The organism is Shewanella holmiensis (assembly GCF_025370255.1).
Taxonomy (GTDB): Bacteria; Pseudomonadota; Gammaproteobacteria; order Enterobacterales; family Shewanellaceae; genus Shewanella; species Shewanella holmiensis.
In genome coordinates this window covers 148,216-172,427 of record NZ_JAMTCD010000002.1, presented here as the reverse complement: position 1 = coordinate 172,427, position 24,212 = coordinate 148,216, and the positions used below count along the sequence as shown (strand labels likewise).

The 24,212-nt window shown below is 42.7% G+C and carries 23 protein-coding genes; 13 read left to right on the top strand and 10 right to left on the bottom strand.

Annotated elements, in window-relative coordinates:
- Positions 1-17: 17 nt before the first annotated feature.
- The 3 genes from cysN (at position 18) to cysC (ending at position 3,929) form a co-directional block, all read left to right on the top strand.
- A complete protein-coding gene (gene cysN / locus NE535_RS02350; protein ID WP_261297089.1) occupies positions 18-1,460 on the top strand; it encodes a sulfate adenylyltransferase subunit CysN in 1,443 nt (480 codons plus the stop codon).
- A gap of 3 nt (positions 1,461-1,463) precedes the next feature.
- Complete coding sequence (locus tag NE535_RS02345; RefSeq protein WP_261297088.1) at positions 1,464-3,188, top strand: SLC13 family permease; 1,725 nt, start codon at positions 1,464-1,466, stop codon at positions 3,186-3,188.
- A gap of 117 nt (positions 3,189-3,305) precedes the next feature.
- A complete protein-coding gene (gene cysC / locus NE535_RS02340) occupies positions 3,306-3,929 on the top strand; it encodes an adenylyl-sulfate kinase (protein WP_261297087.1) in 624 nt (207 codons plus the stop codon).
- A gap of 42 nt (positions 3,930-3,971) precedes the next feature.
- Here the strand turns inward: cysC and fliB are convergent, their stop codons facing one another.
- The 7 genes from fliB to yjjX all read right to left on the bottom strand — a co-directional run bounded on the left by fliB (position 3,972) and on the right by yjjX (position 10,437).
- Entirely contained in the window at positions 3,972-5,150 is a 1,179-nt protein-coding gene (fliB, locus tag NE535_RS02335) for a flagellin lysine-N-methylase (RefSeq protein ID WP_261297086.1), read from the bottom strand.
- A 60-nt stretch (positions 5,151-5,210) separates the two neighbouring features.
- Positions 5,211-6,371: a membrane dipeptidase gene (locus NE535_RS02330; RefSeq protein ID WP_261297085.1), complete on the bottom strand. Its 1,161-nt coding sequence runs from the start codon at positions 6,369-6,371 to the stop codon at positions 5,211-5,213.
- 15 nt (positions 6,372-6,386) lie between these two features.
- A complete protein-coding gene (locus tag NE535_RS02325; protein ID WP_261297084.1) occupies positions 6,387-6,842 on the bottom strand; it encodes a SufE family protein in 456 nt (151 codons plus the stop codon).
- An 8-nt stretch (positions 6,843-6,850) separates the two neighbouring features.
- Positions 6,851-8,083: an aminotransferase class V-fold PLP-dependent enzyme gene (locus NE535_RS02320; RefSeq protein WP_261297083.1), complete on the bottom strand. Its 1,233-nt coding sequence runs from the start codon at positions 8,081-8,083 to the stop codon at positions 6,851-6,853.
- Between the two features lie 82 nt (positions 8,084-8,165).
- Complete coding sequence (locus NE535_RS02315) at positions 8,166-9,206, bottom strand: NADP(H)-dependent aldo-keto reductase (protein WP_261297082.1); 1,041 nt, start codon at positions 9,204-9,206, stop codon at positions 8,166-8,168.
- 154 nt (positions 9,207-9,360) lie between these two features.
- The gene (locus tag NE535_RS02310) at positions 9,361-9,849 is read right to left on the bottom strand and encodes a GNAT family N-acetyltransferase (protein WP_342454479.1); all 489 of its coding nucleotides are present in this window, start codon (positions 9,847-9,849) and stop codon (positions 9,361-9,363) included.
- A 30-nt stretch (positions 9,850-9,879) separates the two neighbouring features.
- On the bottom strand, positions 9,880-10,437 hold the full coding sequence (gene yjjX, locus NE535_RS02305; RefSeq protein WP_261297081.1) for an inosine/xanthosine triphosphatase: 558 nt from the start codon (positions 10,435-10,437) through the stop codon (positions 9,880-9,882).
- Between the two features lie 281 nt (positions 10,438-10,718).
- Here yjjX and NE535_RS02300 point away from each other — a divergent pair, with 281 nt between their 5' ends.
- Complete coding sequence (locus tag NE535_RS02300; RefSeq protein ID WP_261297080.1) at positions 10,719-11,489, top strand: DUF4097 family beta strand repeat-containing protein; 771 nt, start codon at positions 10,719-10,721, stop codon at positions 11,487-11,489.
- A gap of 130 nt (positions 11,490-11,619) precedes the next feature.
- A complete protein-coding gene (locus tag NE535_RS02295) occupies positions 11,620-12,414 on the top strand; it encodes a ribonuclease H family protein (RefSeq protein WP_261297079.1) in 795 nt (264 codons plus the stop codon).
- A 120-nt stretch (positions 12,415-12,534) separates the two neighbouring features.
- On the opposite strand, the gene NE535_RS02290 is transcribed toward NE535_RS02295, so the two are convergent.
- Positions 12,535-12,984 carry a GNAT family N-acetyltransferase gene (locus tag NE535_RS02290; protein WP_261297078.1) on the bottom strand — a complete coding sequence of 150 codons (450 nt, stop codon included), beginning with the start codon at positions 12,982-12,984 and terminating at the stop codon, positions 12,535-12,537.
- Positions 12,985-13,218: 234 nt separating this feature from the next.
- On the opposite strand from NE535_RS02290, the gene NE535_RS02285 reads away from it, so the two are divergent.
- Together NE535_RS02285 and mdh are read left to right on the top strand one after the other, a co-directional pair.
- Complete coding sequence (locus tag NE535_RS02285) at positions 13,219-13,563, top strand: hypothetical protein (protein ID WP_261297077.1); 345 nt, start codon at positions 13,219-13,221, stop codon at positions 13,561-13,563.
- 270 nt (positions 13,564-13,833) lie between these two features.
- The gene (gene mdh / locus NE535_RS02280) at positions 13,834-14,769 is read left to right on the top strand and encodes a malate dehydrogenase (protein ID WP_261297076.1); all 936 of its coding nucleotides are present in this window, start codon (positions 13,834-13,836) and stop codon (positions 14,767-14,769) included.
- A gap of 128 nt (positions 14,770-14,897) precedes the next feature.
- Here mdh and NE535_RS02275 read toward each other — a convergent pair whose 3' ends face one another.
- Together NE535_RS02275 and NE535_RS02270 are read right to left on the bottom strand one after the other, a co-directional pair.
- The gene (locus tag NE535_RS02275; RefSeq protein WP_261297075.1) at positions 14,898-15,701 is read right to left on the bottom strand and encodes an SDR family NAD(P)-dependent oxidoreductase; all 804 of its coding nucleotides are present in this window, start codon (positions 15,699-15,701) and stop codon (positions 14,898-14,900) included.
- Positions 15,698-16,096: a thiol-disulfide oxidoreductase DCC family protein gene (locus NE535_RS02270; RefSeq protein WP_261297074.1), complete on the bottom strand. Its 399-nt coding sequence runs from the start codon at positions 16,094-16,096 to the stop codon at positions 15,698-15,700. Before NE535_RS02270 ends, NE535_RS02275 begins: the two co-directional genes overlap by 4 nt.
- Positions 16,097-16,307: 211 nt before the next feature.
- Between NE535_RS02270 and NE535_RS02265 the strand changes: the two genes are divergently transcribed.
- The 6 genes from NE535_RS02265 to mpl all read left to right on the top strand — a co-directional run bounded on the left by NE535_RS02265 (position 16,308) and on the right by mpl (position 24,198).
- Entirely contained in the window at positions 16,308-17,348 is a 1,041-nt protein-coding gene (locus NE535_RS02265) for an efflux RND transporter periplasmic adaptor subunit (protein WP_261297073.1), read from the top strand.
- Position 17,349: 1 nt separating this feature from the next.
- Positions 17,350-18,435: an efflux RND transporter periplasmic adaptor subunit gene (locus tag NE535_RS02260; protein ID WP_261297072.1), complete on the top strand. Its 1,086-nt coding sequence runs from the start codon at positions 17,350-17,352 to the stop codon at positions 18,433-18,435.
- A gap of 6 nt (positions 18,436-18,441) precedes the next feature.
- Positions 18,442-21,522, top strand: a complete 3,081-nt coding sequence (locus NE535_RS02255) for an efflux RND transporter permease subunit (RefSeq protein WP_261297071.1) — start codon at positions 18,442-18,444, stop codon at positions 21,520-21,522.
- A 123-nt stretch (positions 21,523-21,645) separates the two neighbouring features.
- Positions 21,646-22,023, top strand: a complete 378-nt coding sequence (gene folX / locus NE535_RS02250) for a dihydroneopterin triphosphate 2'-epimerase (protein WP_261297070.1) — start codon at positions 21,646-21,648, stop codon at positions 22,021-22,023.
- Positions 22,024-22,045: 22 nt separating this feature from the next.
- Positions 22,046-22,705: a GTP cyclohydrolase I FolE gene (gene folE, locus NE535_RS02245; RefSeq protein ID WP_261297069.1), complete on the top strand. Its 660-nt coding sequence runs from the start codon at positions 22,046-22,048 to the stop codon at positions 22,703-22,705.
- A gap of 116 nt (positions 22,706-22,821) precedes the next feature.
- Positions 22,822-24,198 (top strand): UDP-N-acetylmuramate:L-alanyl-gamma-D-glutamyl-meso-diaminopimelate ligase, encoded by a 1,377-nt coding sequence (gene mpl / locus NE535_RS02240; RefSeq protein WP_261297068.1) that lies wholly within the window; start codon positions 22,822-22,824, stop codon positions 24,196-24,198.
- The last annotated feature ends 14 nt before the right edge of the window (positions 24,199-24,212 follow it).

Here is a 24,212-nt window from a genome sequence, read left to right as displayed (position 1 = left end):
ATTGAGTGAGAAAGAATATGAATCAAGCAGTAAATAACACTACCCGTATGGCCGCTGAAATTCTAGAGCATGGCGTAAAACAGTATTTAGCCCTTCAACAAAATAAAGGCCTATTACGCTTTTTAACTTGTGGCAGTGTCGATGACGGTAAAAGTACTTTAATTGGTCGCTTACTCCATGACAGCGCACAAATTTATGAAGATCAATTAGCGAGCCTAAAAAGCGACAGTGCCAAAATGGGCACTACAGGCGAAGCCATTGATTTAGCGCTTTTAGTTGATGGTTTACAGGCTGAACGCGAACAAGGTATCACCATTGATGTGGCTTACCGTTATTTCTCAAGTGAAAAGCGTAAGTTCATCATTGCCGACACCCCGGGTCATGAGCAATATACTCGCAACATGGCAACAGGAGCATCTACTTGTGATTTAGCGGTTATTTTGGTTGATGCTCGTTATGGCGTGCAAACTCAAACTAAGCGCCATGCCTTTATCGCATCTTTGTTGGGTTTACGTCACTTTGTGGTCGCCGTGAACAAGATGGACTTAGTGGGTTTTGATGAAAAGATATTTAATCAAATTCAAGCTGACTTTGCTGATTTCGTAAAAGATTTTGGTGATCTAGATATTCATTACGTACCGTTATCAGCTTTAAATGGCGATAACGTGGTTAACCGCAGCACTCAAAGTGATTGGTACACAGGTGGTACCTTACTTGAATTGCTTGAAACGATTGATACGCAACGTGAGTTAAGCGAATTGCCAGTGCGCTTCCCTGTACAATATGTGTTGCGTCCAAATCTCGATTTTCGCGGATTTTCAGGCACATTATCTTCAGGCGTACTAAAAGTGGGCGATGAAGTAGTGGCACTGCCATCGAACAAGCGCAGTAAAGTTGAGCGTATTGTAACCTTTGATGGCGATTTAACTGAAGCGGTAGCAGGTCAAGCTGTGACTATCACTTTAGAAGATGAAATTGATATTTCTCGCGGTGATTTACTTGCTAAACCTGATAGCGCCCCAAGCCTTGCGAATCATATTGTGGCTGATTTAGTGTGGATGGATGAAAAACCATTACAAATTGGTCAGCTTTATGATGTCAAAGTGGCCGGTAAGAAAACCCAAGCCGTTGTTAGTGAAATTGAATATATCACTGATGTGAATACGCTTGAGCGCAGTGCCGCAACCTCACTGAGTTTAAACACTATTGCCCGCGTGAAGTTAGATTTAACCGAAACCGTAGTATTAGATGCTTATAGCTTAGTGCGTGATACTGGCGGCATGATCTTAATTGATCGCCTATCTAATGCCACAGTAGCGGCAGTGATGGTGGTTGATGGCTATCAAGGTCAAAAGCAAGTAAGTAGTGAGTTTAGCCCATTTGAACTTGAGTTTAATGCACTAGTACGCAAGCATTATCCGCACTGGAATGCCCGCGACATTAGTTTGCTTGGAAAATAATCTATGAGCGAAATGTGGCTGTTAGCGATCATATTGTTAGCAATGGTAGGCGGTCTGATAGCGGGAGCCGCCAAACCTGCCACAATGTTTTCTATGGCACTATTAAGTGCCTACTTATTAGGGTTAGTAGAACTTAATCAAGCATTAATGAGTTTTACTAACAATGGGTTAATTGTTTTAGTCTTGTTGGTGCTTGCCGCCACAGCACTAGAAAAAACCTGGCTTATCGGTAAATTAAGTCAAGTGATTGGTAAAGGTAGCTTATTTAGTACTCTGGCAAAAATGGGGGTATCAACGGCAATATTATCCTCGTTTACCAATAACACTGCCGTAGTGGCATCGTTAATTGGAGTGGTAAGACGTAATCAGGCTCACGCACCGTCAAAACTATTACTGCCATTAAACTATGCTGCCATTTTAGGCGGAACATTAACCTTAATTGGCACCTCAACCAACTTGATCGTTAACTCATTTGTAGAAAACGCAGGTTTAAAACCCCTAGGTTTTTTTGAGTTTACTCAGGTTGGTATTTTGGTTGTCGTGACAGGGTTATTGATTTTAATGTTGCTAGCCAATACTTTGCCCGATCGCCGAGAAGATAATCAAGACGAAGCTTTACCTTATCTGCTAGAAGCCCATGTTGCTAAACACTCACAGTTGGTAGGACACAGCGTAGTTGATAACCGACTGCGTGCGCTAAAAAAATTGTACTTAGTTGAGTTAGAGCGTAGCGGTATTCGTATTTGTCCTGTACCCCCGAATATGGTGATACAAGCTGGCGATATGCTGCGATTCAGTGGTGCGGTCGAATCAGTCGAGTTATTACATCAGTTTGATGGGCTTGAATGGTTTGGTAAGCAGCACGCAAAAGGGCAAAACCTAGTTGAAGCCGTATTAGGGCCTTCGTCTAAGCTAGTTGGCACAACTCTAAAAGATGCGCGTTTTCGTGAGCTTTATGACTCGGCGGTAATGGCTATTCGTCGCGGTCATGCACCGCTGAAGGGGGGGTTAGGTGATATCGTTTTACAGCCTGGTGATGTGTTACTGATCACCCCTGGCGATCGCTTTAGCCATAGCCCTAATTTGAGTACCGATTTTGCGGCAATCAGCGGGTTAGATTTAAATGTTCGCCTTGATGATAAGCGCAGTAACTGGGTGATTTTAGGCTTTGTGCTGACCATTTTAGCCAGTGTTACCGAGTTGGTGCCTTTAGCAAAAGGACTAGTGATCTTATTGCTGAGCTACTTTGCGATTGGTGCGGTGAGTTTATCGGAATTAAAACGTCGTTTTCCGCTTGAGTTAGTGGTGATTGTTGGCAGCGCTCTGTGTTTGGCGACCTTGATGATTGACACAGGTTTAGCCAAAAATTTAGCTGATGGTGTTATCAGTGTATTTAATGGCTACGGGGTATTTGCAGCGTTTGTAGGGGTGTTTTTTATCACCCTGATAGTGACGGAGTTAATTACCAATAATGCTGCGTCTGCATTGGCATTTCCTGTCGCATATGCCGTTGCTACGAGTTATGGCGTGGATCCTCGGCCATTTATTATGGCGGTGGTATTTGGTGCCAGTGCTAGTTTTATTTCGCCCTATGGTTATCAAACTAACTTAATGGTGTACAACGCCGGCAATTATAAGTTGTCTGATTTTGTGCGAGTAGGTTTGCCGTTATCTGTAGTGTATTCACTGACTGTTATCTTTGCTGTGCCGTATTTTTTCCCGTTTTAAGCATCATATAAGGTCGGGCAAACATTAATTTACCTCATTTTTGATCCACCGTTGGGGTTAAGAATTGAATTTTAGTTGTTATATGTCGTATCGAATTACGGCATAAAAGGAGTTGTTATGACTGATATCGTTTGGCATCAGCATGAAATAGATCAAGCCGCTCGTGGGCGTCAAAAGAATCAAAATCCAGTGTTATTATGGTTTACAGGCTTATCAGGCTCAGGAAAATCAACATTAGCTGGCGCATTAGAACATGCCTTATTTGAGGCCGGCTTTCATACTTATTTACTTGATGGTGATAATGTTCGCCATGGTTTGTGTAAAGACTTAGGATTTAGCCTAGATGATCGCGATGAAAATTTACGTCGTGTTGGCGAAGTCGCTAAGTTGATGGTTGATGCTGGGCTGGTTGTGCTTTCGGCATTTATTTCACCCACCCGTGCCGAGCGTGAGCGCGTAAGAGGCTTATTTCCTGAAGGTAAGTTCATTGAAGTGCATGTTTCAACACCACTTAGCGTGTGTGAGTCTCGAGATCCTAAAGGCTTGTATGCCAAAGCGCGTAAAGGTGAAATTGCGAACTTTACAGGTATCTCATCACCCTATGAAGATCCCGACGCGGCAGAGTTAACGATAGACACTAGCAAAGGTGATCTAGCCACTCAGGTACAGGCTTTAGTGGACTATTTAAGTGCGTTACAGGTTATTGATGGCGAGAAAATGGTTGCAGGACTAGGGATTTAAAAAAGCATCGGTGTGATTGATTTCACACCGATAGTTTTGAGGTTATTGCGTTTTAAGTAAGCTTATCGCTGATGGTAGTGATGTTAAGTCATACTCACTTAAAATATTTTTTATGCGTTCTATAAATTTGGGTTTATGTTGACGAACAACATGATAAACCTGAAAGCATTTGATAATGTTTTCCTCGGTTAACTGTTTTTCTGCTGCATAAGTCGCAGCGAGATAACAACGGATCATAAAGCAGTCTATGATAAGTTGTTGAAATACTTGTTCAGGATCATGTTCTGCGTGCATAGGGAAATGGTTATGGAACATTGAATAAAGAATGAATTTAGTAAATAGTTCAGAGTGATCCGTTAGTTGTGTTTCTACTTCGGTGTTCCAAATCCCATTAATCCCCTCAATTGAGTAATCATTTTGTTCGTTACACAAGGCGGTAATGGCGTTGTTAATCGATTCAAACCTAGGCCTTGTACTTCGTGAGTGCATGGTACACAATGCATCATGTATGGCGACAAACGTGTGTTTTTGAGGCAGTGATGTATATGGAATCGTGTTGAATTGTTTAGAGATCATGCCCATTTTCGACATGCTGAGCAATTGGTTATAACGCACCTCTAATTGCTCGATGTTAGCTTTATTGGTACGCACTTCGTCACTGGTTTTTACAAGTAGCCCGATAGCTAAAAACGATTCTTGCCAACTTAATCCTGAATTTAATAATAGATCTAAACTGTATTCATAGGTTTTTTCTAACCATTCAGGGCTGGGAGTGTTAACCGTTTTATTGCCACTCGCGTTAGCCGAAAACTGAAAGGCATTGTCATCAAATAACACTATACGTGCCACTTCAGGGCAAGATAAATACAGGCTTTGATACTTATCTGGACCAATAAACTGATCCCGTTTAGGGTATGTTTTACAGGTATGGCTTAGGGCTTTCTCGCCCGCTTTGGCATGAATGTTACACAGCTTTTGTGGTGTTAAAAAAGGGCAAGCGCCATTTTTATCTAAATTGACTATCGCCCATGAGCTTTCACTGTCTTTGGTTTCATATAAAGCAAATTTGGCAACATCAGCTAAGTATTTATTTTTCAGTGTTTTTTTATAGCTTTGTTTATCAAAAGTAATCATCCAATCATTACAGCAGCTATCTGCGCATTTAGGCCCAATACAACTGAATAAACTGACATAACTAGGCTTGATTGTAAGGTTTTCCATGCGAATCCTTTTGAGTGGTTATATCAATATTTGATTATTCATTTAGGCCTAAATAGTGTATTAAATCAATACTTGATTTAATACACGTTGCCAATTACCTCCCATAATGCGATCTCTATCCGATGACTTAAAGCGGGCTTTTTTTAATGCATCATCAATGCGGCTCATACGTTCAATGGTGTTTAATTCTGGGATCACCACATGCTTAGGCTCCACATCAAAACCGAGCACATTTTTAGCCCGTAAACTGTGCCACCAATCTAAGTACTCTTTCACCCCTTCTGCATTATCATTATTCAGCTTTAATAGGTTCTCTTGACCACGCAGCGGATAATCATTGGCAATGGCAACACTGTCTACGCCTGCAATTCTTACCACATGATCTATCTGTTTAATGTAATCGTTAATAGTCGGAACAGGCCGATTGGTTAACCAAAAACTCATCATAAAAATGCCAAACACGCCACCGGTATCAGCGATAGCACGTATCACTTCGTCGGGTGAGCAGCGGGCATGATTAACAATACTTCTCGCCGCGCCATGGCTTTGAACGATTGGGCTTTTGCTGGCTTTTGCTGTATCCAGCGCTGTTTTAGGACTGGAGTGGCTGACATCTATTAACATATGACGATGGTTCAGCGCTTCGATTAACTCATGTCCAGCGGGCGTTAGGGGTAAATTTAATCCGGTTTTACCATTATTATCGAGAGCCCCGCCAGCAAAACGATTACCATAATGGTGGGTCAGTTGTAATACGCGTAAACCTTGTTGTTTGAATTCTTCCAATTGCTGCCAATTGGTTTGACTACTGTCATTTTCAACACAATCTGCACCCTGGATTTGAAAAAATACTGCGGTGCGCTTTGAGTCAAATGCTCTGCTAATATCTAAACCACTTTGTCCCTGTAGATAGACATCAGGGTTGGCATCGACGATGGCTTTTGCTGCTTTAATGCTTTTGATGCAGGCATTATAGCTGCGCTTGTAATTGGTGGTGCCGTCAGCTTGTTTGATGGCTTCAATGTCTGATATGTCGGCAATAAACGCGCTTAGCTTAGAGGCTTTTACATCATTAATATCTTTGGGTAAAAAAGATAAACCGTCGATAAATAAAGGGCGGTGGTCAACAGCCCAGGCTTGCTGAGAGATAAATGGACTACATAACGCTGCTGCGCCAAGGCCTTTAAGTAATTTACGGCGGGTGAGCAAGTCATGTGACATTAACGATTTATCCTTTTAATTTGTCTCGGTTGCGTAACGGGCAATGGCCTGCGCTAACGCATGTAATCCATTGGTCCGCGATGGGCTTAATTGTCCGTTTAATCCTAAGTTTTCGAAATACACTGCAATATCAAACTGGGCAATTTCGCTGCTGGTTCGTCCTTGTGTTGCCACAAGTAACAAGCCAATCAATCCTTTGACTATACGCGCATCGCTGTCGGCTAGGTAAAAATGTTGGCCATCAATTTGACAATGGTATAACCAAGCCTGGCTTTCACAGCCTTTTACCTGAGCGCATTCATGGCGCAATTCATCCGCTAAGTTTGGCAGTTTTTTGCCTAATAACATTATTTGGCGGTATTTCTCTTGCCAGTTATTGGCCTGTTCTATCAATTTAGCGCTGTTGAGCACGTCTTCTGATAGGGGGGAGAACAAGCTTGAAGCTGGTTGTGGTATGGCGTTGTTTGTCATGTTTGGCCTTACAATAGAATGGATTTTACTTCAGTCAGTGCGTGAATAAAGCGATCAACATCTTGCTGGTTGCTATATATGCCTATAGAAGCTCTACAGCAGCCTTTTATCTGCAAACTTTGCATTAAAGGCATAGCGCAATGATGGCCGCCGCGAATCGCCACACCTTGCTGATCTAATAAAATACCTACATCTTGATGGTGTTCATCGGCCAGATTAAAAGCCACAGCACCAATATTGTCATTGTTTGGCGTTACTCCATATACGCTAATATCGCTTAATTGGCTTAACTGTTGCTGAAGATAGCCAATTAATTGCTGTTCATGCTGATGAATAAGCGCTTGAGGTAATTCAGATAAAAACGTAATAGCTGCACCTAACCCTATCACTGCTGAAATGGCAGGGGTGCCGGCTTCTAACCTATTAGGGAGTTCTGTGTAAGAGGTTCCCTCAAAGCTGACAGTTTTGATCATTTCTCCGCCAGTCAGCATAGGGGTTAATTTTTCTAACGCATCAAGTTTACCGTAAAGTATGCCTACTCCGGTTGGGCCATACATTTTATGGCCTGAAAAAACATAATAATCACAATCAATGGCTTGTACATCAACATTAAGATGCGCCACCGCTTGCGCGCCATCAATTAAGGTCATGGCGCCGACATTATTGGCTTTGGCAACCATGGCTTTGACAGGGTTTATTGTGCCCATGGCGTTGGTGACATGCGACAGTGCCACCAGTTTTGGGACTTGGGTTAATAACGCGTCATAAGCGCTAAGGTTAAGGCAGCCATTGGCGTCCAGCGGGATAGGGATGACTTTGGCTCCGGTACGTTGAGCAAGGGCCTGCCAGGGAACAATATTCGCATGATGGGCAGCGCTATCCACCAGAATCACATCACCGGCTTTGAATAAGTCTGTTAACCCATGCGCCACCATGTTGATTGATTCAGTCGTCCCATGGGTAAAGATAACTTGCTGAGTTGAGGCGGCATTAATAAAGCCCTGAACCTGTGCGCGAACTTGTTCATATTGCAGCGTCGCCCTTGCAGCTAATTGATGTGCGGCGCGGTGAACATTGGCATTATCAAGGCGATAATAGTGGTTCATTGCATCAATGACACACTGCGGCTTTTGGCTGGTAGCAGCAGTATCTAAGTAACACAGAGGATTATCGCCTAGCTGTTGTTGCAGCGCAGGAAATTGGCTTCGTATGGCTTGATGATCAAATTGGCTATCGGTCATTCACTTAACACTCATTAAAAAGGCATCAAGATCTTCAATGATATTGATGCCTAATGCAAGGTTAACCTAATTTAAGCCAACGTTATGGACATGGGAACCGGTACAAATGCGCCAGTTCATTTAATCGTGCTGACATTTCGTCAGACAAGATGACGTTATGGCTGTCTATATTTTCTTTTAACTGATGTAAGTTTGTCGCGCCGATAATGTTGGATGCCACAAATTGGCGCGAATTAACAAAAGCTAATGCCATTTGAGCAGGACTTAAGCCAAATTCTCTGGCTAAATCAACGTAAGCTTGAGTCGCTTGCAGTGCCATTGGCGTACTGTTATAGCGAGCAAAACGCTTATGAATGGTTAATCTTGCGCCTTCTGGCCATTGGTCATTTTCATATTTACCTGTTAAGGCACCAAAGGCTAATGGCGAGTAGGGTAACAAGGGCACATTTTCACGCAAGCTAATTTCAGACATGCCAATTTCAAAACTACGATTCAGTAAGTTATACGGATTTTGTATACTCACAATACGCGGTAAATCATGTTTCTCAGCTAAACGCAGGTATTGCATAAAGCCCCAAGGCGTTTCGTTTGAAATACCGATATAGCGCACTTTTCCTTGCTTAACTACTTCAGCAAGCGCTTCAAGTGTTTCTAAAATCGGCGTGTAATGTTCTTTGTCATTATGGCTATACATCATATCGCCAAAATAGTTGGTGTTTCTATCTGGCCAGTGGACTTGATACAAGTCGATAGTATCGATTTGCATGCGCGCGAGTGAGTCTTCAACTGCCTGATGGATGTTACGCCAGTTCAATGCCATATTCGGGCGAATGTAATCCCCTTTAAGGCCTGGCGCGGCCACTTTGCTGGCAATAATAAGTTCGTCCCGGTTGCCTTGGGCTTTTAGGTAGCGCCCTAAAATACGCTCAGTTTCCCCCTGAGTTTCTGCCGTTGGTGGCACGGGATACATTTCTGCGGTATCAATAAAGTTAATACCTTGGCCAATGGCGTAGTCTAATTGTTCGAATGCTTCTGACTCAGTATTCTGTTCACCCCAAGTCATGGTACCTAAACAGATCTTGCTTACTTCTAGGCTTGAATGCCCAAGACGTCGATATTCCATATCATCCTCCTGATGGAAACCCATGCTTTGAGGCTATCAAGCTTTGCGCAGATTGCAAAGGTTATTGATTCATCAGTAAATATGTTGCTTAAAAAACCAGCTAAACCTTTTGGTGTTCAATCGTGTATGACCAGATGTAGAGCAAGCGAGTCGATTAAAGTGTTTTTATCATCGCGATTTCACAGGCATCATGCCCAGTTTCACCTAAGTGTTTGCAGCTATCAAATCCCAGGGTTTTATATAAGGCTAAGGCTTCAACCAATACCGCGGTGGTTTCTAAATATATTTGTGTAAAGCCCTGTGTTTTAGCAAATTCAAAGGTCAAGTTAGACAAGGTCTTAGCAAGTCCTTTACCGCGCGCTTCAGGCATAAAATACATCTTTTGAAGCTCACAAATTGCAGTGTTCCCTGCCAAAGGAGCCACACCAGCGCCACCCATAATTTTGCCATCAAGTTCGATAACCCAATAACAGGCGTTATCACGGTTATAAACCTGACTTAAGCTATCTAAGGTTTTGTCTGCAACACTAAACCCTTTATCAGGAGTGAGCCCATATTCTGCTGACACTAAGCGGATCACACTCGCAATTCCTGCATCATCATTGGCGGTTAATACTCTAATTATGGGTGAGGCTGTAGACATAATGAATTACTCAACAAGGGATATCGTTAATTATTCAGCAAAAAATGCTGGTTTGATAAAAGGCGCCATAGCTAACACTATGGCTTGAGTATAAATACTGCCACGAGTAGCTAAGCCCTGTGTAAGCAAGCCTATAGCGCCACCTTTTTGCTTAATATTTTCAGTATTAAACAATCTGTCCATGACATGGCCTAGCTCTTCCCCGGCTTCTAGTGCTTGAAAGACTTTTGGCGGCAAGGGCAACAATGCGCTGCGGCCAATGCTTAATTTATCCTGATGGATTATGGCCATATAAGCAAAAGTAGCGGCACCATGATCAAATTGGTCCACACCACCTTCCATCGCAATATAAAAATTGGCGGGCTGATGGGTCGCTATTGCATGTTGCTGACAAAACTTTGCCCGATTAATTGCGCCTAATTTAGTTTCTGCTTCGGTCATTGGTTGATCCGCAACCAAAGAGGGAGCGTGCATGCCGTGACACTCAATATGAGCATCTGGAAAATACTGACCTATGGCATCGCGCGCGGCGGCAATTTTTACAGGATTATTGGAGCCAACGAGAATGGAGATATGTTGTTGTGTCATATGATGCGTTTTACTGATTGTATTGATACAAATATAACCGTCATGATAGCAGATGTGTATCAATGAAATGAGTGAAAAGTCGTAACTGTTAGTGTTTTTGACTTATGATGTCAGATTAAACTTTGTCATATGTAATATAAAACAATAACTTAAATTTTGGCGCGTGAATTGCTTAGTATCTGTTATTAACCTTGCATCATTATGACAAGTGGCCTAAATCACCACAGGCTATTTATCGACTTGATGCTATATAAGCCAATTAAACAACAAGGATGAACAACATGGCCACCATGAAAACCAAATTCGTATTAGTGGGCGCAGCAGCTGCACTATTAGTCATGTATACCGATGTCTTTAATGTGTCGTATAGCATTGCCAGCGATCTGGAACAAAAACAACAAGTGCTGAGTCTCTCTAGCGTGGATATTGAGCAACTTGTCGCAGACACAGGTGCTGGTATGCTAATTATTAAAGGTGATGAAAATACTGACGCCATTACCTTAAGCGCTGATATTTTTGCTGACGATGATGCAGACGTGACTTTAAGCCTAGTTAAATCAGGGACCTTGGCTAAATTAGTGGCTCAGGTAGAACAGCATTCTGATTGGACTGGGACAGAATCGCCGCGTATTGATGTGACACTGACGGTACCTAAAGACTTAAAAATGGATATCACAGATGGGTCTGGTTCTATCGATATTCAAGGCATGAATGCCGACATTATCCTTACCGATGGTTCAGGGAGCATCACCTTAGACGGTGCGAAGCAGCTGACGATTAAAGATGGTTCAGGCAGTATTCACGCGAGCAATGTATTGGGTAATGTCAGCATCAAAGATGGTTCGGGTAGTATTGAAGTGACTGACGTTGATGGAAATGTCGATATTAACGATGGTTCAGGTAGCATGACAGTGCAGCGAGTGTCAGGGCTAGTGACCATAGATGATGGATCAGGCAGTATCAATGTTGATTACGCGAAAGGGTTAACTATTCATAGTGCCGGCTCTGGTGCAGTGAATTATCAACATATTGATGGTGAAGTGAACCTGTAAACGGATAAGTCGCTGCGCTATTACGGTCCTTTTTAGCTGTTTGCCTATGACTCGCCTGATAAGCGATAGACTGGATCCGGTGAGCATGGCATGATCGCCCTTTGGGCATTTTTCAGGGTTAACATCGCACATGGCAAAAAAGTTTTATGTTGTTTGGCAAGGACACAAACCGGGTATTTACACAACCTGGGATGAAGCTAAACGTCAGGTAGATAAGTTTCCTGGGGCAAAGTATAAATCGTTCCCAACAGAGCCAGAGGCGAAAGCGGCTTTTGCTCAATCGGCCAACAAAGCGATTTTTTCAGCGAGCAGCACCGCCAGTAAAGGTCCTGCCAATAGAGGCGCTAAATCAGTAAGCGCCTCAAATAAAACCAGTGTGGCTGAGCATCAACCTGAGGCATTAAGTGAATTTGATCTTGTGTTATATACAGATGGTGGTTGCGATCCTAACCCAGGAAAAGCGGGTTCAGGCGTAGCTGTATATCGAAGCGGCAAACTGTCGAACTTGTGGTATGGTCTGTTTAATCCCCATGGCACTAATAATACCGCTGAGCTGAACGCTTTACATGAAGCGATCAAAATGGCGGCTTCTGCACTAAATGATAATTTGACCGTGCGAATTTACAGTGACTCGCAATATTCGATTAACTGCATTAGCAATTGGGCTTACGGTTGGAAAGCCAAAGGTTGGACCCGTAAAGGGGGCGAAATTGCCAATTTAGCGCTGATTAAAGCGGCCCATGCTTTGTACGATCAATATAAAGATCGTTTAAATATCGTGCACGTTGCAGCCCACGTGGGTATTGAAGGGAATGAACTGGCCGATAGAATGTCAATTTATGCGGTGGATCAGCAACAAAGCGATTTTGTCGAATATCCACAACCGATCAATTTGGCCACCATTATGGCGATGCGCGCAGGCTAATCTGTTGAATCTCAAACAATATAAAAACGGGCCGATTGGCCCGTTGTTTATAGCGTCGATGATTGTTTTATTGAAGATAACTCATCGACATTGATTATTTTCATGAGGTTGAAAGTAAGGTTACTTTACTTTTTCTTCGTACATTAAGTAGTGGCTCTGTTCCATACCTAGGGCTTCATAAGTGCTTTGCGCGGGTTTGTTTTCATGCTCAACGTATAATCGAAAACTTGCCGCATCCCCCTTAGCGGCTGCCATATCTTTCACTGCTTGATACAGTTTGCCGTAAATGCCTTGGCGACGATTTTGCGGGCGAATATAGACACTTTGAATCCAATAATACTGGCTTGCACGCCAATCACTCCACTCAAAGGTCACCATTAATGAACCCACAATGGCCCCATCAACTTCAGCCACTAAATAAAAACCACGTTCGGGGTGACTTAATAAACCATTAACACCACGGGTGAGGGTGTCATTATCTAACTGCAGGTTTTCTGTCTCCATCGCCATCGCTTGGTTAAAGTTCACTAGAGCGGTTAAATCGGTTAATTGACCTTTTCTTATTTTCATTTTTTATCTCTTTTTAGGGTCGATATTCGACTAAAGTCTACTATGCTTAGTTTATTCTACTTAAGGTATTCGTTATTCAATCTCAATTTGGCATCAAGGTCGGTTACGATCATTTTAATGATTAAAACTCAAATGGTTATCTCGTGTAGATGTTTTTTTAATCAGCACTACATCAGCGACTTGAACACCTTTTTATCGGCACAAACTGAGATTCTGATTATTTAAAGGTGAATTATGACTAAGCAATATCAATTCAGGGTGCATCGGCATCCTACTATAAATGATGCCGCAACTCATACTACTCGTATCAATAATTCCTTAACCGATGTCGGCAGCAATGATGCCAAGACTCAGCGGGAAATTAACCATCCATTGCATTTTTGCTTAACCTTAATGACGTTTGGTTTATGGGGCGTTATATGGTGGCGACTAATATTAACCGCCCGGGGAGAAGCGGGATTTATCAGTGCATTGGATGATGATTATTGGAGTTATCTCATCGAACGAGAACAGCCTCCCGCGGCATTATATCAAGTGCATATTGGTCAAAAAAGCACAGAAACCGTGTTTGAGGCTTGATCTAAACCAGTATTGATTTCAGGCATAGCTGTTATTAAAAGCTATGCTCAATTATCCGTATTTAAACTTGCGAATACTTGTCATATCTCATAGCACAATGATCTAACCCCTATATTTAAACACCCAGCCTTTATTGGCTGGATTTTAGTAAACACTTATTTACCACACTCCACCAATGGATAATTGAAATTACTACAGCAATCCAGTAATGTGACGCCACTATAGATAGAAGATCTATGTCACACATTGCATAAATAGATGGAGATGATTATGAAAGTTGCTGTACTTGGTGCTGCTGGTGGTATTGGCCAGGCCTTAGCTTTATTATTAAAAACTCAACTGCCTGCGGGCTCAAAGTTGTCTCTATATGACATCGCTCCTGTTACTCCTGGTGTTGCGGTTGACTTAAGTCACATCCCAACTGACGTTGAAGTAAAAGGTTTTGCTGGTGAAGATCCTACTGCTGCATTAGTTGATGCTGACGTAGTATTAATGTCTGCTGGTGTTGCACGTAAGCCAGGTATGGATCGCTCAGATCTATTCAACATCAACGCGGGTATTGTACGTAACCTAATGGAAAAAGTGGCTGTAACTTGTCCTAAAGCATTAGTGGGTATCATTACTAACCCAGTTAACACCACTGTAGCAATTGCTGCTGAAGTATTAAAAAATGCCGGTGTTTATGACAAAAATCGTTTATTCGGTATCACCACGCTTGACGTTATCCGTAGCGAAACTTTTATTGCTGAACTGAAAGGTTTAAACGTTGCAGATGTTAAAGTTAACGTTATCGGCGGCCACAGCGGTGTGACTATTCTGCCATTACTTTCTCAAGTTGAAGGCGTGACTTTCACTGATGAAGAAGTTGCTGCAATGACAACTCGCATTCAAAACGCGGGTACTGAAGTTGTTGAAGCTAAAGCCGGTGGCGGTAGCGCAACATTATCAATGGGCCAAGCAGCATGTCGCTTTGGTTTATCTTTAGTACGTGGTCTTCAAGGTGAAGCGAACGTGGTTGAATGTGCATACGTAGATGGCGGCAGTGAACATGCTGAATTCTTCGCACAACCAGTATTACTGGGTAAAAACGGCGTTGAAAAAGTATTACCATACGGTGAAATCAGTGCATTTGAAGCTAACGCTCGCGATGCAATGTTAGACACTTTAAAAGGTGATATTAAATTAGGTGTTGAATTCGTTAAGTAATTCGACACACTAATAAAAACGCGAAGCAATGCTTCGCGTTTTTTTATGCCTCAAATTAACATCTTACTTTAAGTGCAGCTTAAACCTTTACCTTGGTTTTTCAATCAATGTTAGCGTTAACTTGGCAATTACCAAGTAATACTTTTACCAGCCCAATCGACAAAACTGGCGGCACCATCCACATCACTTTGATCCGCAATGGTGATTAACTGCTTAGCCACAAACTCTGGGGTAAACAATTTGCCTTTAGGCACATTTGCTTGAAAGGGTTGAGACAAAGGCGTATCGGTTGTCCCGGGGTGAAAGGCTATAAGTTTGACGTGCTTTAATCTTCTTGCGTACTCAATTGCCGTGGTTTTTATAAGCATATTCAGTGCAGCTTTTGAGGCCCGATAACCATACCAGCCTCCTAATTGATTATCACTAATACTGCCGACTCTGGCACTTAATACCGACACCACGCATTTTTCGGCGTTGGCATTGGAAGATAAAAGTGGAGTAAGGTACTTAAGCCACATCATTGGCGTAATACTGTTAGCCTCAAATAACCACTTTAATGCCTCTGCATCGATATCTTCAATGCGTTTTTCTGGCGCAATATTGTGATGTTGTGGCAGATTTAAATTAGCGTCAGGTTGTTCAGCAGCATTTTTGTGCAGTACACCATTGCAAATGAATACCCTCACAATGGTATCGCGAAAACGCTGTAACTGCTGGCATACCGAATCAATTGAGGCTGGATGGTAATCACATGTTATTGATTGTAATGTGATTAACTGGTTATCAACAACCGCAATATCCAACTTGCCTCGGCTAATGCAAATAATGTTCGCGGGTAGTTGTTGCGCGGTATGCTGAGCAATTAGCTCTGCAATAACGGCTTTAGCAATACCCGATGATGCGCCGATAACCAGATAGGTATTGGTGGTCATGCTTTAGGTTCAATTGAACAGGAGTCTGAAGTACAACGCTTTTTGCCAGTTAACAAATACGAGATATTGTAGCGATTCTTCGCAAATGCTAAATAGGCTTTGTCGGCAACAGGTTTTATTAGCGGTAAGCGCAGCAGCTTTACCCAACAATGCTTTCCAGTTAATCCCCATGCCATCGCCGTGACATCTAAGCCGAGCAGCATTTTTCCATCAGAGGTTAATCCATGCAAAATAGTGTTGGCTTTTTCAATATCAAGATTGGGGTAGCGTGTTAATAAATCTGCTGAATTCAAATCTTCTAAATGAATTTTATGCAGCCTATCATGCTTTTTAAGCTGCGCCATTTCATTGGAACAAAGTGGACAAGCACTGTCATAAAAAATGGTTAATTCCATGCTATGAGCCTTATTAGTGATAGGTGAACCATGCTGATTATACGCAAAGCTTGACGGCTTAGATCTTATTTTATTTTTTGGCAGCTGTTTATGTCTTGCACAGTGGTGATGATTTAACGGCTAAAGTGTTACACTTCATTAACTTTTGCTGTTGATGGATCAATTCAATATGAAACCTTGCTTGTCTTTTAATCGGTTACTGATACTTGTTATGTCTAATTTGATGCTATTTTCCCATGCGGTGAAAGCTGAAGATGCCAACATTGCTCGCGACACTCCATCTGCTCGCCCAGTTAAAGTGATTCAATTAGATATTGGCAAAGGTAATCGAGAAAGGGTGCTACCTGCAGAGGTTAGGGCATCGGATAAAGCCGCGTTATCGTTTAGGGTAGCAGGACAAATTGCCAATATTCATGTACGCCCAGGGGCGAATGTGAAAACTGGAGATGTGTTAGCTGAGTTAGACAGTGATTTATATCAGCAGCAATACGAAGTGGCTAAAGCTCAGTTTGAGCTTGCCAAAGTCTTATTTGAACGCAACAGTTCGTTGGTAGAACAAGGCGTGGTATCGCGTAACGATTATGACCAATCAAAAAGTGATTTTACCATCGCAACCGCAGCATTAGATAAAGCCAAAACCGATCTTACCTATACCAAACTGGTCGCACCTTATGATGGGGTGATTTCAAAGCGAGATAAACGAGCCTTTGAATTTGTTAAAGCTCAAGAATCAGTGCTTGGGATCAGAACTGAGTCGTTTATCGATGTGGGTTTTCAATTGCCTGAACAATTTATTGGTGCGATTCAACGTCAAAATCAACAAGGCTCACCAGTCAACAGTATTGAAGTTAAATTTGATAGTCGCCAGATATGGTATCCCGCAACGTTAAAAGAAATGAGCACCTTAGCCGACGCCAGCACCGGCAGCTACACGCTTATTCTAACCCTTCCTATGCCCGAAAAACTTAATGTATTACCGGGCATGGCCGCCTCGGTTAAAGTTAAATTGCCATACAGAGGTTCACAAAGTAATCCGACGATCCCAGCAGGGGCGATTGTCGAGCAGCAGGGGCAATATTTTGTATTTCGATGGCTACCTAATGAGAATAAAGTTGAAAAAGTGGCAGTAAAACTTCAGAGCGGTCAATTAATAGCGGGTATGGAAGACGGTGACTGGTTGGTGATCGCAGGCGCCTCAGAATTAGCAGACGGTGATGCCGCAGTACAATGGATCAAGGAGCGAGGACTGTAATATGCAAATTTCCCACTATAAGCACTATCGCGTATTAAGCCTGTTGGTATTAGGTCTGCTTGTTAGCGCCTGTCAGCCAGCAGAGCAAATCTTGGCCAAACCCACCTTAATCGATACCTACACTTTACCGACCATAGAAAATCAGGTATTGCGAGAGTTTAACGGTGTCGCGCGCGCGCAAGACTTAACCCGATTATCTTTTCGAGTGGAAGGACGTATTGCGCAAATTCCGGTTTCGAAAGGGCAAGAGATCAAACAAGGTCAGGTGCTTGCGGTGTTAGAAAAACGCGATTATCAAATTACCTTAGAAGATCGCAAAGCTCGTATGGAAGTCGCCGAGAAGCAAGCTAAGCGTGTGAAGCAGTTGGTTGACCAAAAACTCATGGCCCAAGCTGAATTTGATCAAATCAATGCGCAGTATTTAGTGGCTAAAGCCCAGGCCAAGCAAGCAGAGTTAACCTTACAATATACCGTACTTCGCGCACCGTTTGATGGCATGGTCAGTGATGTGTTTTTAGAGTCATTTGAAAACGTTCAACCGGGCGTGGCGGTTTTAAGCGTTCAAAAAGTTGATCAAATTGAAGTGGACATTCAAATGCCCGATACGCTAATTGCTGTAGCATATCGCGGCAAAGAAGAAGGGTCACTAAAAGTGCAATTTGAAGCGTTCGAAGGGCAGTATTTCGACGGCCATTTACTTGAGGTGAATACCGAAAAAGATCCTAAAACCTCCACCTACATAGCCACCATAGTGGGCGATTTAGACCCTAGCTTTAAAGTGCTTGAAGGGATGCCAGCCAAAGTGTCTATAAACTTAAGCAATATTACCTACACCTATAATCGTGAATATTTACTGCCGATTAATGCCGTGGTGATGAAAGACGGTGATGATTTGGTTAAACAGGAAAGTGGCGTGTGGTTATATGATGCCACATCTCAAACCGTGAAATATCAAGCGGTGCGTTTAGGGGTGATTGTGGGCGATCAAATAGAAGTGGTTGAGGGGCTAAAAGATGGCCAAACAATTGTTACCGTCGGAGCCTCAAGATTACTTGAAGGCCAACATGTTGAATTGGTCAAAGGATAATCATCTATGAATATTGCAGGTTATTTCGTTAAAAATACCGTTATTAGTTGGATGTTTACCCTGATTTTACTTGTTGGTGGATTAATGGCATTTACTGGCTTAGGCCAGTTAGAAGATCCACCATTTACCATTAAAGATGCGGTTGTGGTAACTCTCTACCCCGGTGCGACCTCAACCGAGGTCGAAGAAGAGGTGACTTATTTAGTCGAAAAGGCGATTCAAGAATTACCCTATATTGATAAAATTCGTTCGTTAAGCACCTCTGGAATGTCACAAATTACGGTGACCATGAAAAACAATTATGGCCCGAATGAGCTGCCACAAATTTGGGATGAATTACGCCGCAAAGTCAATGACATGTCATCTAGTTTGCCGCCAGGTGCCCGTCCGCCAATGGTTAACGACGACTTTGGTGATGTTTACGGCATCATGTTGATGGTCAGTGGGAAAGACTATAGTTATCGTGATATTTCAGATTATGTCGATTACGTAAAGCGTGAATTAGAGTTAATCCCAGGCGTAGGGAAAGTGTCTTTAGCGGGTAAGCAACAGGAGCAAGTGTTTGTTGAAATGTCGCTTAATAAAGCGGCCAGTTCAAACATTGATCCACAATTAGTCACCAACTTGCTGAACTCCCAAAACTTAGTATCCGATGCCGGTAATATTCAAGTGGCAGGTGATAATTTAAAAATTCGCACCAGCGGCGGGTTTAAATCAGTACAAGAACTTGAAGAGTTAATTATTCCAGGAACCACTGGCGATAAACTCATCTACTTAAAAGATATCGCCACCGTGTCACGTGGATTTCAAAATATTCCCACTAACCTGTTAAGTTTCAATCAAAATCGTGCGATAAATTTAGGTATTTCTTTTTCATCTGGGGTTAACGTGGTGGAGGTGGGCAAGTTAGTTGATGCCAAGCTAGCCTCAATTGATAGCGCCCGTCCCGCAGGGATGAAAATTGAAACCATGTATAACCAGCCTAATGAGGTTGATGCATCCGTTAGCAGCTTTGTATGGAACCTTATCGCCGCCGTAGTCATTGTGATTGGTGTGCTATTGGTGTTTATGGGATTGAAAAGCGGTATTTTGATAGGGTTAATTTTATTTTTAACCTGCCTTGGCACCTTTATGTTGATGCTACAGGCTGAGATTGAACTACAACGTATCTCCCTTGGGGCATTAATTATTGCCTTAGGTATGCTGGTGGACAATGCCATTGTGGTGGTTGAGGGGATACTCATTGGTCGTCAGCGAGGACAAACCACGCTTGAGGCCGCACAAGCCATCGTTAAGCAAACCATGTGGCCTTTATTAGGGGCAACTGTTATTGCCATTACCGCATTCGCTCCAATTGGATTATCCCCTGATGCAACAGGAGAGTTTGCCGGGTCATTGTTCTGGGTACTATTGTTCTCCTTGTTTTTATCTTGGATTACCGCCATCACGATCACCCCATTTTTTGCCCAAATGTTTTTTGGGGTTGAAGGTGAAAAACAGCAAGACGGCGAAGTGAAAGATCCCTACGCAGGGGCTTTCTTTGTGTTCTACAAAATGTTGCTCAATATTTGTATGAAGTACCGCTGGGCAAGCACCATTGCAGTTGTTGTGCTTTTTGTAGGATCAGTAGCAGGCTTTGCTTATGTTAAACAATCTTTCTTTCCGCCCTCGACAACGCCGATATTTTTGGTTGATGTGTGGATGCCTGAAGGCACAGATATTCGTGAAACTCAGCACATTATTGAAGCCATGGAGGCCAAAGCGGCCACTATCGATAACGTAGAGTTTGTTTCAGCCACGATAGGCAAAGGTTTTCCTCGCTTCTTATTAACCTACTCGCCAGAGAAAAACTTTGGTTCTTATGGACAAATCGCCATTCGTACCAGCAGTTTTGATACTTTAGAAAACGTGATGCTAACCTTCAGAGAATTTGCTGAAACTCACTTTGCGCAAACTCAACTTAAATTTAAACGTTTAGAAATTGGCCCATCCACCGATGCCAAAATTGAAGCTCGGATCAGCGGTCCAGATCCAGACGTACTGCGTGAAATTGGCGCGCAGGTCATGAGTGTCTTTAATGCCACGCCGGGGACTGTCAACGTACGCCATGACTGGCGCGAACGGGTAAAATATATTTCGCCACGTTTTAACGAAACTCAGGCGCGTCGTTTGGGGATTGTAAAAAGTGATGTTGATAAATCATTTTTATTTGCTTTCTCTGGCGTGCAAATTGGTGTGTATCGGGAAGGAACAACGTTACTGCCAATTATTGGCCGACTTCCCGCAGAAGAGCGTATCGATATTGAGTCTATGGAAAGCTTGCGCATATGGAGCCCTGTGGTTAATGCCTTTGTCCCTATGCAGCAAGTTGTTGATGGTTTTGATGTGAAATTTGAAGATCCCATCATTCAACGTCGTGATAGAAAGCGTACGTTAACCGTGTTTGCTGATGCCGACTTTGCCTATGATATTTTGCCTGCGGCATTATTTGTTCAGGTTAAATCTAAAGTTGAAGCCATCCAGCTGCCAGCTGGTTACGAGTTACAATGGGGGGGCGAATTTGAATCATCAAGTGATGCGCAAGAGTCATTATTTGCTACCTTACCCATGGGTTTTTTGTTTATGTTTCTCATAACGGTGTTCTTATTTAATTCAGTGCGTAAGCCATTGGTGATTTGGTGTTGTGTGCCGTTAGCCCTTATTGGTATTACGTCTGGGTTAATCATTCTTGATAAGCCATTTAGCTTTATGGCCCTATTGGGAATGCTAAGTTTATCGGGCATGTTACTTAAAAACGGTATTGTGTTACTTGATCAAATCAACACCGAAATTAACGAGGGCAAAGAAATCTTTCAGGCGGTGTTTGAGTCTACCGTTAGCCGTGTTAGGCCTGTGTGTATGGCAGCGGTGACAACCATCTTGGGCGTGTTACCGTTAATAACCGACGCATTTTTTGAATCATTAGCTGCTGTAGTGATGTTCGGTTTAGGTGTAGCAACGGTACTAACGCTACTGATTGTGCCGGTGTTTTACATTATTTTCTTCAAGGTAAAATACCGCGATTACAAAACCTTCCAAGCCAATTAAGTTGCTCATATATGTTGGTCTTTAAAGCCCTATTTATTGAATAGGGCTTTTTTATTCGTATGTGAACCGTTGTCAATTTAATTGCGTATCAAAGAGCATGTTAGTTAAATTCGAGCCAATATTATGTCCTTAACAACAGGTGCTTATAGTAATGCGATTATTAACGTCACCAATTTGCGTTTACGCACTTTCATCGGCTTTAATCCTGATGAAAGGGAAAAGCAGCAAGATGTGGTGATCAATATTGAAATCCATTATCCGGCGGATAAGTCATTTCAAACCGATAACGTTGCCGATGCCTTAAATTATAAAGTGATCACTAAAAAGGTGATTCAGCATGTTGAAGAAGGGCGGTTTCTATTACTTGAAAAATTAGTCGCAGATGTTGTCGATATCTGCAGTGAACATCCCTCAGTGACATTAGCTAAAGTGACCATCGACAAACCACATGCCTTAAGGTTCGCTGATTCAGTATCCTTATCTTTAGAGCACCGTCGTTAACCTTACTTACGAGACTTATCTTATGTCAGCAGCAAACAGTACTATTTCAGTCGCCGCACAAAAAGTGCAGTCAGCATTAGTTGAGCACGGGTTAGAAACGCCACTATTACCATCAGAATTGACCTCTGAACAAAAATATCAACGCATTAAAGGATTAATGACAGAAGTCGTGGCAACGTTAGGATTAGATTTAGCCGACGACAGTTTAGCGGAAACACCACACCGTATTGCCAAAATGTATGTAAATGAAATATTTTCCGGATTGGATTACGCCAACTTCCCTAAAATTAGCCAAATTGATAATAAAATGGGCGTAGAGGAAATGGTAAAAGTGAGCAATATCAGTGTGGTTAGCACCTGTGAACATCACTTTATCACCATAGATGGCATCGCCAAGGTCGCGTATATACCTAAAGGTAAAATTATTGGTTTATCGAAGATCAATCGTATAGTGAGATTCTTTGCCCAGCGTCCACAAGTACAGGAGCGATTAACCCAGCAAGTATTGGTGGCATTGCAAACCTTGCTGGATACCCAAGATGTGGCCGTTAGCATTAATGCTACCCATTATTGTGTTAAATCGCGCGGCATCATGGACACGACCTCAAGCACCCAAACAACTGCATTAGGCGGCAGCTTCAAAGCCAATCCATCTACCCGAGCAGAGTTTTTGGCAGCATAAAAACTTTGATGCAAACCCGATTAACTAATATGAAGTTAAATTAAGGCATTGTTAACTGACAATGCCTTTGCTACTGGGTAGAATAACGCTCAATGGTTCTTAAATAGAGTTTTTGCATGCACGTACATATTCTTGGCATTTGTGGCACCTTTATGGGCGGTTTGGCATTGTTAGCACGCGCAATGGGGCACAAAGTGACGGGCAGCGATGCCAATGTCTATCCACCGATGAGCACACAGCTAGAGCAGCAGGGCATAGAATTAATTCAAGGCTTTGACCCTTCCCAACTAGGTGAAGAAGGTAAAGACCAACCTGATCTTGTGGTGATTGGTAATGCCATGAGCCGAGGTAATCCGTGTGTTGAAGCCGTATTAAACCGCGGTATTAAGTACACGTCTGGGCCGCAATTTTTGTCAGAACATATTTTGCCAAACCGCTGGGTACTTGCTGTATCCGGCACTCACGGTAAAACATCGACCTCAAGCATGTTGGCCTGGATATTAGAATATTGTGGATACGAGCCCGGTTTTTTAATCGGCGGTGTGCCACAAAACTTTGGTGTGTCTGCTCGTTTAGGCAATTCTCCTTTTTTTGTAGTTGAAGCCGATGAATATGACAGTGCATTTTTCGATAAGCGATCTAAGTTTGTCCATTACCGCCCACGCACGTTAGTGATCAACAATCTTGAGTTTGATCATGCTGATATCTTTGCCGATTTAGCCGCCATTCAGCGTCAGTTTAACCATGTCATCCGTACCGTACCGAGCGAAGGCAAAGTGATTTGGCCTAAAGATGTTACAGCCGTACAACAAGTGATTGATATGGGGTGCTGGAGCGAGCAAGAGACCTTTAGCCAGCAAGCGGACACAAACGGTTGGCAGGGAAAATGTATTGCCGCAGATGGTCATCAGTTTGAAGTGTTTTTTAAAGGCGAATCACAGGGGATTTTAGACTGGGGTTTAATTGGCCAACACAACATTGAAAATGCGGTAATGGCCATTGCTGCAGCAAGGCATGTTGGCGTTACCCCTGTTAATGCCATTGAAGCATTAACCCAATTTAGCCCGCCAAAACGCCGGATGGAATTACTGGCCACGCCAAATAATATCGCGGTTTATGATGACTTTGCTCATCATCCAACTGCGATTGAAACCACATTAAAAGGCTTACGCGCTAAAGTGGGCGATGGCAAAATCATTGTGGTACTTGAGCCGCGCTCAAACACCATGAAAAGTGGCGTACACAAAGACACTTTAGCCAGCTCAATGGCTTTAGCAAACGAAGCCTGGTTATATCAGGCCAGTAACGTGGGCTGGGATATTGCCGACAATATGCGCTCGGCAACCCTTCCCGTTGCGGTGAGCGATGATATTGGTCATATCGTGGCTAAGGTCTGTCAATCAGCCAAACCAGGTGACACCATTGTGGTAATGAGTAACGGTGGTTTTAATGGGATTCATCAGCAAATTATTCAGGCATTGCTGAGCCAATAACCCATGCGCTAAAT

Coding starts and splice junctions, on each gene's coding strand:
- NE535_RS02345 (WP_261297088.1), top strand. CDS start 1,464: ATGAGCGAAATGTGGCTGTTAGCGATCATATTGTTAGCAATGGTAGGC.
- NE535_RS02265 (WP_261297073.1), top strand. CDS start 16,308: ATGTCTAATTTGATGCTATTTTCCCATGCGGTGAAAGCTGAAGATGCC.
- NE535_RS02275 (WP_261297075.1), bottom strand. CDS start 15,701: ATGACCACCAATACCTATCTGGTTATCGGCGCATCATCGGGTATTGCT.
- cysN (WP_261297089.1), top strand. CDS start 18: ATGAATCAAGCAGTAAATAACACTACCCGTATGGCCGCTGAAATTCTA.
- NE535_RS02320 (WP_261297083.1), bottom strand. CDS start 8,083: ATGACCGATAGCCAATTTGATCATCAAGCCATACGAAGCCAATTTCCT.
- NE535_RS02290 (WP_261297078.1), bottom strand. CDS start 12,984: ATGAAAATAAGAAAAGGTCAATTAACCGATTTAACCGCTCTAGTGAAC.
- NE535_RS02300 (WP_261297080.1), top strand. CDS start 10,719: ATGGCCACCATGAAAACCAAATTCGTATTAGTGGGCGCAGCAGCTGCA.
- NE535_RS02255 (WP_261297071.1), top strand. CDS start 18,442: ATGAATATTGCAGGTTATTTCGTTAAAAATACCGTTATTAGTTGGATG.
- NE535_RS02310 (WP_342454479.1), bottom strand. CDS start 9,849: ATGTCTACAGCCTCACCCATAATTAGAGTATTAACCGCCAATGATGAT.
- cysC (WP_261297087.1), top strand. CDS start 3,306: ATGACTGATATCGTTTGGCATCAGCATGAAATAGATCAAGCCGCTCGT.
- NE535_RS02325 (WP_261297084.1), bottom strand. CDS start 6,842: ATGACAAACAACGCCATACCACAACCAGCTTCAAGCTTGTTCTCCCCC.
- folE (WP_261297069.1), top strand. CDS start 22,046: ATGTCAGCAGCAAACAGTACTATTTCAGTCGCCGCACAAAAAGTGCAG.
- mdh (WP_261297076.1), top strand. CDS start 13,834: ATGAAAGTTGCTGTACTTGGTGCTGCTGGTGGTATTGGCCAGGCCTTA.
- NE535_RS02285 (WP_261297077.1), top strand. CDS start 13,219: ATGACTAAGCAATATCAATTCAGGGTGCATCGGCATCCTACTATAAAT.
- fliB (WP_261297086.1), bottom strand. CDS start 5,150: ATGGAAAACCTTACAATCAAGCCTAGTTATGTCAGTTTATTCAGTTGT.
- NE535_RS02295 (WP_261297079.1), top strand. CDS start 11,620: ATGGCAAAAAAGTTTTATGTTGTTTGGCAAGGACACAAACCGGGTATT.
- yjjX (WP_261297081.1), bottom strand. CDS start 10,437: ATGACACAACAACATATCTCCATTCTCGTTGGCTCCAATAATCCTGTA.
- NE535_RS02270 (WP_261297074.1), bottom strand. CDS start 16,096: ATGGAATTAACCATTTTTTATGACAGTGCTTGTCCACTTTGTTCCAAT.
- folX (WP_261297070.1), top strand. CDS start 21,646: ATGTCCTTAACAACAGGTGCTTATAGTAATGCGATTATTAACGTCACC.
- NE535_RS02315 (WP_261297082.1), bottom strand. CDS start 9,206: ATGGAATATCGACGTCTTGGGCATTCAAGCCTAGAAGTAAGCAAGATC.
- mpl (WP_261297068.1), top strand. CDS start 22,822: ATGCACGTACATATTCTTGGCATTTGTGGCACCTTTATGGGCGGTTTG.
- NE535_RS02330 (WP_261297085.1), bottom strand. CDS start 6,371: ATGTCACATGACTTGCTCACCCGCCGTAAATTACTTAAAGGCCTTGGC.
- NE535_RS02260 (WP_261297072.1), top strand. CDS start 17,350: ATGCAAATTTCCCACTATAAGCACTATCGCGTATTAAGCCTGTTGGTA.